General features: G+C 36.0%; 12 protein-coding genes. 2 read left to right on the top strand and 10 right to left on the bottom strand.

The window, feature by feature from the left end; all coding sequences use genetic code 11:
• Nucleotides 1–16: 16 nt before the first annotated feature.
• The 4 genes from D7004_RS11095 to D7004_RS11080 form a co-directional block, all read right to left on the bottom strand.
• A complete protein-coding gene (locus D7004_RS11095; protein WP_123205930.1) occupies nt 17–388 on the bottom strand; it encodes a hypothetical protein in 372 nt (123 codons plus the stop codon).
• 257 nt (nt 389–645) lie between these two features.
• Nucleotides 646–1,389: an endonuclease/exonuclease/phosphatase family protein gene (locus D7004_RS11090; protein WP_244214302.1), complete on the bottom strand. Its 744-nt coding sequence runs from the start codon at nt 1,387–1,389 to the stop codon at nt 646–648.
• 114 nt (nt 1,390–1,503) lie between these two features.
• A complete protein-coding gene (locus tag D7004_RS11085) occupies nt 1,504–3,279 on the bottom strand; it encodes a RagB/SusD family nutrient uptake outer membrane protein (protein ID WP_123206400.1) in 1,776 nt (591 codons plus the stop codon).
• A gap of 28 nt (nt 3,280–3,307) precedes the next feature.
• A complete protein-coding gene (locus D7004_RS11080; RefSeq protein ID WP_244214301.1) occupies nt 3,308–6,616 on the bottom strand; it encodes a SusC/RagA family TonB-linked outer membrane protein in 3,309 nt (1,102 codons plus the stop codon).
• A 264-nt stretch (nt 6,617–6,880) separates the two neighbouring features.
• Here D7004_RS11080 and D7004_RS11075 point away from each other — a divergent pair, with 264 nt between their 5' ends.
• On the top strand, nt 6,881–7,906 hold the full coding sequence (locus D7004_RS11075) for an aminotransferase class V-fold PLP-dependent enzyme (protein ID WP_244214300.1): 1,026 nt from the start codon (nt 6,881–6,883) through the stop codon (nt 7,904–7,906).
• Here the strand turns inward: D7004_RS11075 and D7004_RS11070 are convergent, their stop codons facing one another.
• The 5 genes from D7004_RS11070 to D7004_RS11050 are packed head-to-tail and all read right to left on the bottom strand — an operon-like array spanning nt 7,907 to nt 13,941.
• Complete coding sequence (locus tag D7004_RS11070) at nt 7,907–8,878, bottom strand: L-histidine N(alpha)-methyltransferase (protein ID WP_123205928.1); 972 nt, start codon at nt 8,876–8,878, stop codon at nt 7,907–7,909.
• A gap of 6 nt (nt 8,879–8,884) precedes the next feature.
• Nucleotides 8,885–10,036 carry an ergothioneine biosynthesis protein EgtB gene (egtB, locus tag D7004_RS11065; RefSeq protein WP_123205927.1) on the bottom strand — a complete coding sequence of 384 codons (1,152 nt, stop codon included), beginning with the start codon at nt 10,034–10,036 and terminating at the stop codon, nt 8,885–8,887.
• On the bottom strand, nt 10,036–11,604 hold the full coding sequence (locus tag D7004_RS11060) for an ABC transporter permease/substrate-binding protein (RefSeq protein WP_123205926.1): 1,569 nt from the start codon (nt 11,602–11,604) through the stop codon (nt 10,036–10,038). The genes egtB and D7004_RS11060 overlap by 1 nt, the downstream gene beginning before the upstream one ends.
• Nucleotides 11,597–12,553, bottom strand: a complete 957-nt coding sequence (locus tag D7004_RS11055) for an ABC transporter ATP-binding protein (protein WP_123205925.1) — start codon at nt 12,551–12,553, stop codon at nt 11,597–11,599. The genes D7004_RS11060 and D7004_RS11055 overlap by 8 nt, the downstream gene beginning before the upstream one ends.
• A 2-nt stretch (nt 12,554–12,555) precedes the next feature.
• Nucleotides 12,556–13,941 (bottom strand): mercuric reductase, encoded by a 1,386-nt coding sequence (locus D7004_RS11050; RefSeq protein WP_123205924.1) that lies wholly within the window; start codon nt 13,939–13,941, stop codon nt 12,556–12,558.
• Between the two features lie 208 nt (nt 13,942–14,149).
• Here D7004_RS11050 and D7004_RS11045 point away from each other — a divergent pair, with 208 nt between their 5' ends.
• Nucleotides 14,150–14,632: an ankyrin repeat domain-containing protein gene (locus D7004_RS11045; protein WP_123205923.1), complete on the top strand. Its 483-nt coding sequence runs from the start codon at nt 14,150–14,152 to the stop codon at nt 14,630–14,632.
• Here the strand turns inward: D7004_RS11045 and D7004_RS11040 are convergent.
• On the bottom strand, nt 14,629–15,234 hold the full coding sequence (locus D7004_RS11040; protein ID WP_123205922.1) for a hypothetical protein: 606 nt from the start codon (nt 15,232–15,234) through the stop codon (nt 14,629–14,631). The genes D7004_RS11045 and D7004_RS11040 overlap by 4 nt on opposite strands.
• Between the last annotated feature and the right edge of the window lie 26 nt (nt 15,235–15,260).

The raw sequence follows: 15,260 nt of genomic DNA, 5'->3' as shown, positions 1-15,260 counted from the left end.
ATCAGAGCCAATAAAATTATTGCCTTACAAATTTCAATCCGCAACCTTCAATGCAAGGTGGATTGATTTCTAATTTGTTTCCACTAACTTTATAACGATGCGTTATCGGCATAATGTAATTATTCGATATTAATTCAATCTTTACGCTATCTACAAGTTTGAAACGTGTAATATCAGGCATTACATCACCTTTTACTGTACCAGATTTATCAAATATTATAAACTTATATGGTCCGGTTACCTTTGTATATTTGCCCTGCCCATTGCCTATATCGAACAAAGTTTCCGTTAATTTCCATTTACCGTAAATTTCATTTGAACCTTCGGTATTCTTTTTACAAGATAAAATGATTGTTGTTAATAAAAGTGCCAAGAAGAGCTTTCTCATAATTTAGATTTTTTACTAAGTACGATGATTAGAAAGAAAATGCTACAATAGAATTGATTTTTTTCTAAAAATTTTATGCCTCTTGTAAATTAAACCACAAGAGGCATAAAATAACTATAATGAGTTAAACTACAATTGCTTGCAAAAATGCATTTTACAAATTACTTAAGTTCAACTTCGGCTAAAACCGGAAAATGATCTGAAGGAAATTTACCAAAATAGGTATCTGTTAAAATTCCCTATCTGCTTGCTTCAAACTATTTGCTCATAAAAATATGATCGATAACGGAGTTACCTCTCGGCATTCCAAAACCATTTGAAGATGAGTTATTTGCATACGGGAATTTAACTTTGCTGTTCACATCAATCAAAACATCCGAATTTGCAATGGCTCTATACCATTCGCTATCTCTACCGCCATTTAAATCTCCTGTAAGCAAAACTGGCTTATTGCCGGCAATTTCATTAATCTTTTTTAGTATTAGTTTACTGCTTTCTTTACGAGCCACAACGCCTTGATGATCGAAATGAACATTGAAAGTGTAAAATTGCTTTTTAGTTGTTAAATCTTCAAGGTAAACCCACGAACAAATACGGTTGCAGCACGTCGCATCCCAACCTTTTCCAGGAACATCTGGTGTTTCAGAAAGCCAGAAATCTCCGCTTTTAATGAGTTTAAAACGATCTTTTTTATAATAAATAGCAGAATGTTCTCCTGCATCTTTTCCATCATCTCTACCTTTGCCATACCTTGCATACTCTGGTAATGCGGTACTGATATCGTCGAGTTGATTTTTTAGTCCTTCTTGCACACCAAGAACATCAAATTGATGAAAGCGGATGAGATTTGCAACAATTGACGCTCGGTTTACCCACAAATTACCACTATCTTTTGGATTATCGAATCTGATATTAAAAGTTCCAACGATTAAATTTTGAGCTTCAGCTACATTAGAAGCAATAAATAGCAAAACTGCTACAGACCATATTTTTAGTTTCATTGATATAGTTTTTAAATTAAGCTACTTCATTCGAGAATGGAATTTGTCAAATTGAAAAGCAGTGATGAAATTATTGTTTGTACTTTAAATTTCATGACTACGTTTCTTTAGAATTTACCAGCCATTATTTTGTTTCAAATTTGGATTACGCTGTAAATCATTTAACGGAATTGGGTAATAATAATTTCTTTCCAGCCATTTTCTTGGTATTTCTTTCATCCATGTCAATTCACCAGATGAACCATTTTTTAAAAGCTGCGAATTAATTGCTGCACCAACTGTTGCCGAAACATCAACATATGTAACGCCTGCAACGGCTGGTGTTGGTCGGGTTCCTTGATAAAAAGCAACATCTAAAATCCCATCTTCATTCAAATCAAGCGGTGTGTTTAAAGCTGGCACATAGAAACCATTCCACTCCTGCTCCATTAGTGGTCCACGTTTCCATCTCAACAAATCAGAAAAACGAAATCCTTCTAAACTTAATTCTATGCCACGCTCTCTCCTAATTTCTAACAAAGCAGCGTTTGTAATTCCAGGGAAATAATTTGTTGTTAAGTATGGATCGGCAACAGTTGGTCTTGTAGTTAAGCCACCGGTAATCCCTGCTCTTGATCTTAAAGCACCAACGGTTATTGCCCAATCGGCATCAGTTAATGTGCCTAATTCTGCTTTAGCCTCAGCATAATTTAATAACACTTCTGCATAACGGAATAACGAAACGGCATTCGTATTTAATGCACCTGCATCAAAATAAGTATCATCAAGTGTCAATTTTATAGGTTGATAGCCAGTAAATGTATAAGAAAAAACTGGTGGTGCCGGAACCAGCTGACCGCTTGTAATTCTTTTATAGTCCCCTAAACGGATGGTTTGTTTTAACCTTAAATCGCGGTTTTTTACTTCATCTTTGAACAATTGCGTTCGGTATGATGGGTCATTTGTGTATGGCGTTCCATCAAGCTTTAAGTAGGTATTTATGAAGGTACGTGTAAAACTTGCTTTTGCCCCGTAGGTTCCGCTGGTCCACCACCAATTGGCGTCACTTAATACACCAAGATTTAAATCGGCAACGGCAGATTGTAAAACCTCATTTGCTACAGGCGTATTGCTGGTAAAAACCTGACGATAAGAAACACCTGGTCCGCCTGCTGTATTTAAAGAAAAACCACCATTTTTTATAATTTGCTCTGCAGCAGATGCAGATTCTTCTAACCATTTATTTGCTGTTGAACCTAAATTTAATTCGGTTTGATATTTTCTAAATGTTCCTTCAAACAAGCACAACCTTGATTTATAAGCATAAGCAACCCATTTTGTAATTGTGGTACGGCTTGCGTCATTCGTAGTTGTAATATTTGCACAGGCGAAGTTAATATCAGCTAAAACCGAATCCATAACCAATTCTCGCTTATCTCTACCCGCAAAAAGCGATGGATCATCAACATCAAGCGGTTTACCTATCCAAGGCACATCGCCAAAGCGTTTAACTTTTTCCATGTAAAAATAAGCCCTGAAATAACGTGCTAAACCTATGTAGTTATTACGAACAACAGCAGGTACGGCAGGGTCTTTACAGTTTTCAATAAAGTAATTTATATTTCGCAAATCTCTCCAGGTCCAGCCAGAGCTGTTGTTGGCAGCAAAACCACCTTCACGTACAAAATCCGGCACAGATCTAACAGCCAAATAATCCGACATTGCATCCAAACTGGTAGAATTTTTTGGCAAAAAATCCATATTGTAAAAAGAATTCGTGTAGAGTTTTAGGCCGTTTTCGGTACCAAATACAGCTTCTTTAGATGCCGTTGATTCTGGTTTCTGATCGAGCTTTTTGCAGGCTGCCAAACTCAGGCAACCCAGCAATATCCATATATATTGTTTTTTCATCTTAATCATTTTTTTGTGTTCAATAACCTTAAAATCCAATGTTTACTCCAAATGCGTAGCTTTTCAACATCGGATAATTATACCCATCTCCATTGGTGCTGTTCGGATTTAAATCCTGATCAGACGGCACCGCATTTTCAACATCAATTGTATTTTTTACGATTTTGTACATCGGAGAGTACGTAAACAGATTTTCGCCAGAGAAAAATACTTTTGCCGTACGTACACCAACTTTGTTAACCCATCTTGTTGGAAGTGTATAACCAACCTGGATATTCTTCATTCGGATATAGGCTACATTCTGAAGATATCGGGTTTGTGCTACACCAAGCGTACGATTGGTATTGCTAGATGCGGCTCGGGACATTGTACGCGGGAAATAGGCGTCTGTGTTTTGAGGCGTCCACATGTTTCCTAAATGGAAAGTTGGAATATTGTTGTATGGTCTGTTGTATTGTCCCCAAAACATTTCAGTTTCTGTACTTGGATACCATTGTTGCTTACCTACACCCTGAAAGAAAACAGAGAAAGAGAAATCGTGCCAATCTGCACCTAAGTTAATGCCATAAAGATACCTTGGTGCTGAATTACCAATGATTCTTCTATCGCCAGATTTACCTACTTTATTTTCGCCAACGTTGATAAAACCGTCACCATTTAAATCTTTTAGTTTAATATCGCCAGGAAACCATTTACCAGTTGGAGAAGCACGCATTTGAGGATCTTGCTTGGCATGAGCAGCAATATCTGCATCATCAATAAAAAATCCTTCTGTTTCGTAGCCCCAAATATCACCTAAGGTTTGTCCTTCATAATAATCGCTTAGCAATTTATCGGGATTGTTATATTTATCAATTTTGGTTTTATTATCGGCAAGCGTTAACCTTACGTTATAGCTGAAAGGCCTTTCAGATTTGCCAATTTTATCGTTCCAGCCTATTGAAACTTCCCATCCTCGTGTAGTTAAATCGGCATAGTTTCCTTTAGGAACATCAGCACCGAACACGGCAGGAGGTGTTAGTCCGAAGGTAAACATATCCGTAGTTTTGCGAATGTAAGCATCACCATTAAAACTTAAACGACCAGAAAGCATGGTTAAATCTAAACCAACGTTGGTTGTTGTAGAAGTCTCCCAGGTTAAACCATCAGGCAATACTGCCGGAATTCTGGTGATTGGTGGTTTAACACCGTTTAAAATTACGCCCGACTGGCTGATGTTAAAAATTTCCTGGAAGGCATAAGACGCAATGTTTCCATTTCCAAGTGAGCCATAAGAACCTCTGATTTTTAAATCAGAAATAATTTTATCTGATACATTCCAAAAGCCTTCTTTATTAACTCTCCAACCTGCTGATACAGATGGAAAAAATCCATAACGCTGATTGGCAGGAAATTTAGAAGAACCATCATATCTGGCATTAACCTCTAATAAATAACGATCTTTAAATGAATAATTCAATCGTGAAAATCCACCCAAAATAGCCCATTGCTCGTAACCACCACCGGTTGTAACAGCTTGACCAACAGCAAGATTTAAATCTGTAGCATCTTCGAAAATAATTCCGTTACGCTGTACGGCAACTCGGTTGTAGGTAGATTGTTCGTAATTGTAACCAACCATTGCTTTTAAATAGTGATTGGTACCAAATCGATTTTCGTATTCTGCAAAAACATTGGTTGCTATGTACTGGGTTTCACGTTTATCAAATAACAAGTCGTTGGTTGTTGTACCAACGAAAGATGTTACACCACGAAAGCTGCTGTAAGGTACCTGAACTCGTTTTTGTTCGATATCGTTATTGGTATTACGGAAAGTAAAATCGGCATTTATACGAAATTTGTTATCAAAAAATTTAGTTCTTATACCGCTAATATTTCTAAAAATTTGCTTGCGGGTATCGATACCATTTTTTCCGTAAATAAAATCGCCCACGGTATAAGCCGCAGCAAAAGTTAAAGAACCATCAGGATTATAAATTGGCATGGTTGGTTTACCTTCATCTGCAATATTTCTCCAAATGCCACCACCTTCACCAACGTTAATGGGATTGTGGTAATTTGAAACGGAATAATCGGCATTGTTTTCGATACTTAACCATGGAAAAACCTGTACAGAACCTCTTGCCCTGATGTTTTTCATGTCGTAATCGTCACTGTTATACCTAAACAATCCATCCTGATTTAAGTATCGACCTGATATTAAAAATGATACCTTCTCACTACCACCACTTACAGAAAGATTGTTTTCTGTTGCTGCAGTATTCTTTTTATATAGTTCGGCATAGTAATCTGTATTGCCATAATAAGTATATTCTCCTGTTGTAGGGTTTACCTCAACCTCGTTGTAAGGCTGACCAGATTCTGCTCGTCGCTTAAATTCATCAAGATAAGCCTGAGAAAATTTCTGTGTTTTATTGGCATTTTGAGGGAAGGCTCCATCTCCGTTTACAAATGCCTCTGCAAACATTTTTGCCCAGGTATAACCATCGGTTACAAAATCGGGAACTTGTAATGGACTTTTAATGGCGTAATTGCTTGAATAAAATATGCTTGTACGACCCTTCTCTGGTTTTTTTGTTGTAATCAATACCACTCCAAAAACGCCTCTTGCACCATAAATTGCTGCAGAAGCTGCATCTTTTAGAATCGTAACACTTTCTACATCATTCGGATTTAATAAGCTGGGGTCGCCTTCAAAGCCATCAATTAAAACTAACGCACTTCCACCCTGACCGATAGAAGTGGTACCACGAATATTATAATTTGGAGATTGATTTGGCTTACCATCCAACATTTTTAGATTTAGGTTGGGCAACAAGCCTTGCAAGCCTTGAGTTAGGTTGGTAATTGGTCTGTTTTCTAAATTTTTGGAAGTAATCTGATCTACAGCACCAGTTGCATTTTCTCTTTTCTGTGTACCATAACCAACAATAAGTACTTCATTTAAACTACCCGTTTCGCCTTTTAACGTTACATTTAAAGGTGTAGTTTCTTTAGCTTTAACTACAATTTTACCTAAAGTGACGGTGGTGTAAGACACAAAACTTACTTGAATGTTGTATGTACCAGCTGGAGCAGTGATGCTAAAACTACCGTCTGGATTACTTTGAACAACTTTGTTTAATTCCTTAATCAAAATGCTTGCTCCTGGAAGCGACTCTCCCTTTTCATCAACAATTTTTCCGCTGATGGTTCCGGTTTCCTGATTTTTAGCTTCAAACTCAGGATGATTCAGTTTTGCCGCAACAATTGGGGCGGCTAAAACATTGTTTTGTAGAAGGCATGCAATAGAAGTACAAAGCAAAAGCTTCCGCATTAGCAGTAAAGGTTTTTTCATTTGTTAAAAATTAGTTATCGGCCTAAACCGTTTTAGTTTAATTTCCTTGGTTCCTTAGAATGGGGCAAAGCTATCGCCCTTATGTGAACCTATGATTAACTTAGTTTTACCTCTGAAGTAGAAATGAACTGCATTTAAAGGATTTCTTATTCTTAAATTAACCTTAAAGCACTTATAAATTATAATTCTTATGCTAGAGTTATTTATTTATTTTTGAGGATGACGTTTAGCGAAAACTTCCCGATTCTTAAAAATTGCGTTTACTTGAATACAGCAAATTCAGGATTATTATCTGTAGAAATTGCCAATTGGCGTAAGCAACATGATGCTGAATTTATTGAAGGTGGAAGTACCTTTAGAGCCAATAATTTAAAAGTTATGGAAGATTTAAGACTAAATCTTTCCGAAAGCTTTTCGTCCAAGAAAGATAATACCTATTTAAATCAGAATTTTTCGAGTGGATTTAATGCTATTTTAAATGGATTGGCTGGAAATCACCGTTTTTTATTGCTGCAAGAAGATTACCCATCAGTAAGTTATCCGGTTACGAGCAGAGGATTTGAGTTTTTAGAGGTGGCAATTGATGCTAATCTTGAAGAAAACATATTAAATGCCATCGAAAAATTTAAACCGACCGTATTTGCATTTAGCATGGTTCAATACATCAGCGGTTTGAAAATGCAAAGTGATTTTATCAAAAATTTAAAAGCTAATTTCCCCGATTTGATTTTGATTGCTGATGGTACACAATTTTTGGGTACTGCTGAGTTTAATTTCGAGCAATCGGGATTAGATGTTTTGATAGGTAGTGGCTATAAATGGCTTTTAGGCGGTTATGGAAACGGATACATTTTCTTATCAGATAAAGTTAAAGAAGTACTTTACGAAAACAGAAAGCATTCTGCATTGCCATCTGCACCATTTTTAAGCGGCAGAGATTATTTATCGCTTAGTTTAGAACCCGGACATTTAGATAGCTTAAGTTTTGGAACATTAAACGAGGGTGTTAAATATCTAAACGAGATTGGCTTAAACTCAATTGAAAAAACTACAGCAAACCTGGCAAACCAAGCCAGAAGAGCTTTGCACCAAAAAGGATTGCTTACAGATTGGATGGTGGAGCGAAAAGAACAATCTTCTATTATGAGTTTACCACTTGATAAACAAACAGTTGATAAGCTAATTGCCGAAAAGATTTTATGTTCGCCAAGAGGTGCCGGAACGCGTATTTCTTTTAATTTTTACAATACAGAAGAAGATTTAAACTCTTTATTGGGTGTTTTGGATTAATTAGCCAACTTTCCACACTGCATCAACAAAATAGTTTTGTTGGTCGGTAAAAGAGTTTATCAATTGAAAACCTGATGATTGCGCAAGTTCATCAATCTCGTTTAGTGAGTACTTTTGTGAAATTTCCATCATAATAAATTCATTCTCTGAGAAATGAATTGCATTGCTACCAATATTTACGATTTGATTTTTTAAACTAATTAGATAGCTTTTGCATGAGCCAGTTTCTGGGTCGTAATTGGCGTAATGTTCAAAGGCACTTACATCAAAGTTTCCATCAAGTTCGCGGTTAATTCGGCTAAGTAAATTCAAATTAAACGAACGAGTAATGCCTGCTTTATCGTTATAGGCTGCTAATATTTGCTGTGGATTTTTTTTCAAATCAAAACCTATAATCAGAATATCATCAGGAGATAACAATTGTTTGAGGCTTAAGCAGAATTCTCGGGCTTCACTAACATTCATATTGCCAATGTTTGCTCCCATAAACAAAACAACTTTTTTCCTATCCGAAATCTCTGCAGCCTTTTTAAGCATATCGAAATAGTCGCCATTCAAACCTTCAAATGTTAATTCAGGAAGCTTTTCAGGCAAATTCGCGTCCAAATCGTTTATTACATGCTCCGAAAAATCAATAGGATAATATTTGAAATTCAGGTTTTTATCAAGGAGTGTTTTCAGCAAATGAATGGATTTTGTTGCATCACCAGCGCCTAATTCAATTAAATCAAAAGCTTCATTATCAACAGAAATTACGTTTGCAATGCTGTTTGCCTGGTATTGCATAATTTCCATTTCAGCATTGGTAAGGTAATATTCTTCCATATCCATAATCTGCTGAAAGATATGGTCGCCAGTTTCATCGTAAAAGTATTTTGAAAACATTCGCTTTGGCTCGGCATTTAATCCTGCCAAAGTTTCTTTCAAAAATTGAGTATTATTTACTGTGGTTTTTTCTGTTGTAAGCATCATAAATTTCTATTTAGCAAGACGAATGCCTGTGTATTGCCATCTTAAATGTGAGTGAAAAAAATTTCTGTATGTTATGCGACTATGTTCTGCAGGTGTAGCGATTGATGAACCACGTAACACTTTTTGGTTTACCATAAACTTTCCATTGTATTCTCCAATTGCACCTGGAGCTTTACTAAAACCTGGATATGGCAAGTAAGCACTTTCGGTCCACTCCCACCGCTCGCCCCAGTTAAAGTTTTTTGCTGCTATTTCCCATTCAAATTCTGTTGGTAATCGCAATCCTTTCCAACTTGCAAAAGCATAAGCTTCGTAATAACTAATATGGGTTACAGGCTCATTTAGATTGATTTCTTTTAAACCTTGAAGTGTATAATTCATCCACTTAACATCAATTAAATGCCAGTACATTGGTGCATTAATCTTGTTGGTATTTACCCAATCCCAACCTTCAGCATGCCAAAAATTAAAATTTTGATAACCTCCATCATTTATAAAATCTAAATACGATTCATTTGAAACCAAATTAGAACAGATTTCAAATTCGTTTAAATAAACTTTATGTCGGTTTAACTCATTATCGAAGCAAAAATCATTTCCATCATAGCCGATTTCATAAATGCCTTCGGAAACGGTAAGCATATTAGCGTTGTTGATATGCTCTGATATAGTTTCCTTTTTATTTGAATCGTAAACTGGGAAAAGTGGATTATTGCCAAGAATAAATTTTATATCTGTTAGCAGTAATTCTTGATGTTGTTGCTCGTGGTTGAAACCCAAAATTACTAATTCAAGCACTTCTGATGATATTTCTGTGGAAAGAAACGATACCATTGCATCATCTACATAATGGCGGTATTGATACACTTCATTTACGCTTGGTCTACTCAAGTTTCCTCTATCGGTACGAATAACACGATTGCCTACGGTTTCGTAATAACTGTTAAATACGTAATTGTAATCTTCGTTAAAAACCTGGTAAGAAGTTGAGTATGGTTTTAAAATAAAGGTTTCGAAAAACCATGTGGTATGCCCTAAATGCCATTTCGGCGGACTAACATCTACAACAGGTTGAACTACGTAATCCTCTATTTGTAAAGGCTCACAAAGTTGTTCAGCATGTTTTCTTATGCTTAGGTATTTTTCAGCAAGATTCATTAATTTTTATCGAGATAGTTCTTGAGATCTGTTATGGTATTAACATCTATTTCTGAGGATTGTTTTTGTCGCATCATCAACGCATAAGAATTATTAAACCCAATTGGTTTTAACCATTTAATCTTATATTTTTTACTAAACTCATCACTTACATATCTATACGTCTCATCTTTGTTGTGAGATATTTGCGAAACAATTTTATTGTCGGGTTTTAAAATGGCTAACAATCCGGTACCCGTATATTCTGGATAAAAATCGATTTGGTTGTTAACCAAAGCATCAAAACAAATTTTTGTGCCACCTAAACCGGTTTTAGTTTCCACTTGATAATTGGTATTTCCTTTTATAAGCATGCTGTAAATTTCTGCCAAAATGTATTGCTCGCCAAAAATTTTTGAGCCAATTTTAATGGTTTCTCCAGCTCCTCCTTTTGGCGATTTATATAAACCAACTTTCACTAAAAAATCTCTCGCTACTTTTTCTGGTGTTTGATGAAGATAATCGGTTCGATAATTTAAATCGGTCATAACAGAATCGGTGATTCTACCTGCCAATAAATTTAAAACATCTTCTAATTCGGGGAATTTGCTTAATGAAGCTTGATTTACAATGGGTGCGGCATAATAAGGTGGGAAGATTCCTTTATCGTCTTTTAGAATTTTTAGTCCAAAAGCTTTGAGCCGTCCATCAGTAGAGTAACCACTAATTACATCCAGTTCTTTTGAAAAAGCAGCTTTATACATTACTGCATCACTAATTACAACGGTTTTAATTTTTAATCCATAAGCCGATTTTAAACCTAAATCGCCATCCTGCCTGCCCATAAATTCTGGTGTGAAACCAGCCTTTAAACCAGAGCCATAAGCCGAGGGCAAAACGTAAAAAGCAGTTAAAAAAATTAAAAAAACGGAAGAAAAGATTAATACTTTTTTGAGTTTTTTAAAATCTAATTTTTGGGTTAGCGCAAGTAATCCATCCAATAAAATGGCAAGCAGCGCTGCAGGAATAGCACCAGCCAAAATCATATTGGTATTATTGAGCGATATACCACCGAAAATAAACTCGCCCAAACCACCAGCAGCAATGTACGATGCCAGCGTTGCCACACCAACATTTATTACGGTTGCGGTACGGATTCCTGCAAGAAGAACAGGCATTGCCAAAGGAATTTCTACTTTAAATAAAATTTGCGATTTGCTCATCCCCATGGCTTTTGCAGCTTCGATAATGTGTTTATCAATGCCAATAATGCCGGTGTAGGTATTTCTAATAATTGGGAGTAGTGCATAAATAAGTAGCGCAACAATTGCAGGTTTGGCTCCGATACCTAAAATTGGAATCATAAAGCCCAGCAAAGCAATGCTTGGTACGGTTTGTAAAACGCCTGCAACGCCTAAAATAATTCCAGATAATTTACGCCTACGAGCGATTAAAATCCCTAGAGGCAAACCTATTGCAATTGCGAACAACAGCGAAATAAACGTTAAACCAATGTGTTGTACGGTTTGGCTAAGCAATTTATCCGATTCCATCGACATGAATTGCCACAGCGTTTGTTGCTCATTCATGTTTTGTAAAATTTTTATACTGATTAAAAGCTTTAATTAATTCGTCAAAACTTGCGCTTTTATATTGTTGAGTCTTGTTTGAAAATTGCAGTTCCGTTGCTTGTGTGCTGCGTAATTTTTCCATTGCATCCCAAACGCTTACATTAGCACTTAAACTTTTGGTAGTGTGCATTGCATTTGGGAGCATTTCCCAGATGTCTTCAATGGTGACAATCTTAAATTCTAACGCCAAACGTTGTCCATCTAAAAACGTTTTTGCAAAATCGTTAGCGGGATTAAAAAGCAACTCTTTGGGCGTTCCAATTTGCATAATATTACCTTTATCCATCAAGCAAATTCTATCGGCAAGTTCAAAAGCTTCTTCGACATCATGCGTAACCATCACCATGGTTTTTCTTTTGAGTTCTTCTAAATCTTTAAATTCTTTTCGGATACTGGTTCTTGTAACATTGTCTAACGCACCAAAGGGTTCGTCCATTAATAATACAGCAGGATCTGATACCAAAGCACGAGCAAGGCCTACCCTTTGTTGCTGCCCTCCACTTAATTCGTTAGGAAAAAGTTTAAGAGAATTTGTTGGAAGATGAAGTTTCTCGGTAAGTTCATACACCCGGTCTTGAATTTTCTTTTTATCCCACTTTAATAATTTAGGAACTATCGCGATGTTTTCTTCTACGGTATAGTGTGGAAAAAGGCCTATATTTTGCATAACATATCCAATTCCTTTTCTTAAAATTTCTGTATTTTGATTGATAATATTTTGTCCGTTGAGAATGATTTCACCTTCGTCAGGATTAATAAGTCGGTTAATCATTTTTAGCGTTGTAGTTTTACCACAACCACTTGTGCCTAGCAAAACCAAATTTTCTTTTTCTTTAACTTCGAAAGAAACCTGATTTACGGCTATCGTTTCACCATACTTCTTACTAACATTTTTAAGTTCAATCATTTCTAATCATCAAGCTTCATAAAGAGATTATTCAGTGATTCTGAATAGGTTGGATGTGCAAAAACTCCGTATCTAATTTTATCATACGTTATACCGCCTTCCATTGCCATTTGTAAAACCGATACAATTTCCCCTCCTTCTGAAGCTAAAATAGCCGCACCTAATATCTTTTTACTCTTTGCATCAACAATCGCTTTCATTAAGCCTTTAGTTTCATTGGTTTCAATTCCTCGGGCAACATAAGCCATTGGTAACAAGGCAACTTTATAATCAAGTTTTTTCTCTTTGGCTTCTTTTTCAGACATACCAATTCTGCCCAATTGTGGGTCGGTAAACATGCAATATGGTACTGGTCTGTTTTTAATGCTGTATTTTGTTTTTTCGATTAAATTACGATAAACAATTGTGTAATCGTTGTATGCAATATGCGTAAATGCTGGTCCACCTTTAACATCACCTAAAGCAAAAATCCCCTTAACATTTGTTTCTAATTTATTGTTTAACAGGATATGTCCTTTCTCATCTGTTTTTACGCCACAAAACTCTAAGCCTAAATTTTTGGTTTGCGGTATCCTACCTGTAGCGATTAAAACATGACTAGCAGTTATCTTTTTGGTGGTGTTATCAGCTTTAAGTTCTACTTCTATTTTATTCTTTTTATGCGATGTAAACTTTTCAACCACAGCGTTGGTTATGATTTCAATTTTTTCATCCTTTAATATTTCGGTTAATGAAGCCGAAACATCTTCATCTTCTCTTGCCAAAATTGTGGATGACTGCTCAATGATGGTTACCTTGCTGCCAAACCTGCTAAACATTTGGCCAAACTCTAAACCAATGTAGTTGCCGCCAATTACGACCAACTCATCAGGAATTTTATCTAACTCAAGAATAGTTGTAGAAGTTAAAAAATCTACTTCATCCAATCCATCTATATCTGGTATTGCGGTTTTAGCACCCGTATTGATGAAAATCCAATCGGCAGTGATGATTTCTTCTTTCCCATTGCCCAACAAAATGGTAACTTCTTTTTCGCCGCTAAACCGGGCTTCTCCCATAATTAGCGTTAAACCTTTAGTTTCTTCCAAACCTTTTTGAGCAGATTGTTGAAACTGCTTTACAATATCATCTTTACGCTGTTTTACCTTCTTAAAATCAACTTTTATCGAACCGATGTTCACACCCAATTCATCGGCTTTACCAGCTTGATAAACCATTTTTGCGGAAGCAATCATGGCTTTAGTTGGTGTGCAGCCATCATTTATACAAGTGCCACCAACTATTCTTTTTTCTATTATAGCGGTTTTTTTTCCTGCCTGAGCAAGTTTTTTAGCTAAAGGAACGCCTGCTTGACCGGCACCGATAACTATAGCATCAAAGTGTTTCATTGTTTTGGGATGATTCTAAAGATAAGTAAAAATTTAAAGCTTAGAATAGAACCAGCAAAGTGTTTCAATGTTTTAATTGTTCCATAATTAGTTCCTGCAATTTGGAAAATTTAAGAAAATTTGATTTAAAATAATTATTAAATATTTTCTGAAATTCCTAAATCTTTACGCTGTTAAAACTTTTATAAAAAGCTAAGGTTATTAAAGCATGAACATTAACGAACTTATAATTCCTGCCGCCAGAAAAGGCGAAATTGAAGTATTAAAAGAACTGATTTTGCAAAAAGCAAATATTAACCTAAAAGATGAAAAAGGCTTTACACCCTTAATAATCGCATGTTACAATAACCAGTATGAAGCTGCTAAATTGTTAATAGAAGCAGGAGCAGATTTAAATGATGCTGATAACGGCGGTAATACAGCTTTGATGGGCGTTTCTTTTAAAGGTTATGCGGAAATAGCAAAATTGCTGATTGAAAGCGGAGCTGATTTGAACTTGCAACATGGAAACGGCGGAACTGCCTTAATGTTTGCTGCTATGTTTGGCAGAAATGATGTATTAAAATTGCTTCTAGATAGTAATGCAGACGTTACGATATTGGATAAAACGGGTCAATCTGCTTTGGAATTTGCAGCACTTCAAGGTAATGAAGCTGGAATGCAAATGATTCAAGAATATCAAACATCTTAATCGGCAAGCAGACCTTTAACCAGACTGCTCCATTGAGGATAGGATAAGCCAATTTTTGCAGCCATACCAACTACAAAGTTTCTTCCCTTATCGTACAAACTGCCTGTATTAGTATTTGGTAACTCATTACGGCCATGTTCTTCGGCATAAACTACATTTCCTCTTTGTCTCACAATAAACGTCGAAGTAGCGTTGTCTTTTAAGAAGTGTGCGGTATCATTTTTATCAGAAAGTGGATGCGGACATGGACGAACTCTAATTAAAATGTAACGCTCGTTTCCATCATCATTGCGTTCTATTTCTTCAATTCTAACCCAATCATAACCCATTCCTGCTTTAGTTCCTGGCCCTGGAATATCTATGCGGATATAATCTTGTTGTTCTGCAAGCCTTTGAGCACGAACGCCATGACTATCAATCAATTGAAAAGCTGAAATCCCAGCATACTTGCCCCAATTATTTATATCCAGAAGTCGTTCTGAAGATATTAAATATCTTTTCAGGGCTTCTTCGTCATGTTCAAATTTCCGTTCATCTACAACATCCACCTCACTTCCAACAACTTGCTCAGGGACTTTAGGAAGATTAGTATTGTTTTCCATTTTAGGATTTTAGGTTAGGTTGATAG

This window comes from Pedobacter jejuensis, assembly GCF_003725795.1.
Classification (GTDB): Bacteria; Bacteroidota; Bacteroidia; order Sphingobacteriales; family Sphingobacteriaceae; genus Pedobacter; species Pedobacter jejuensis.
Note: the sequence above shows the minus strand (reverse complement) of the source record. Positions and strands in the feature narration are given on the sequence as shown.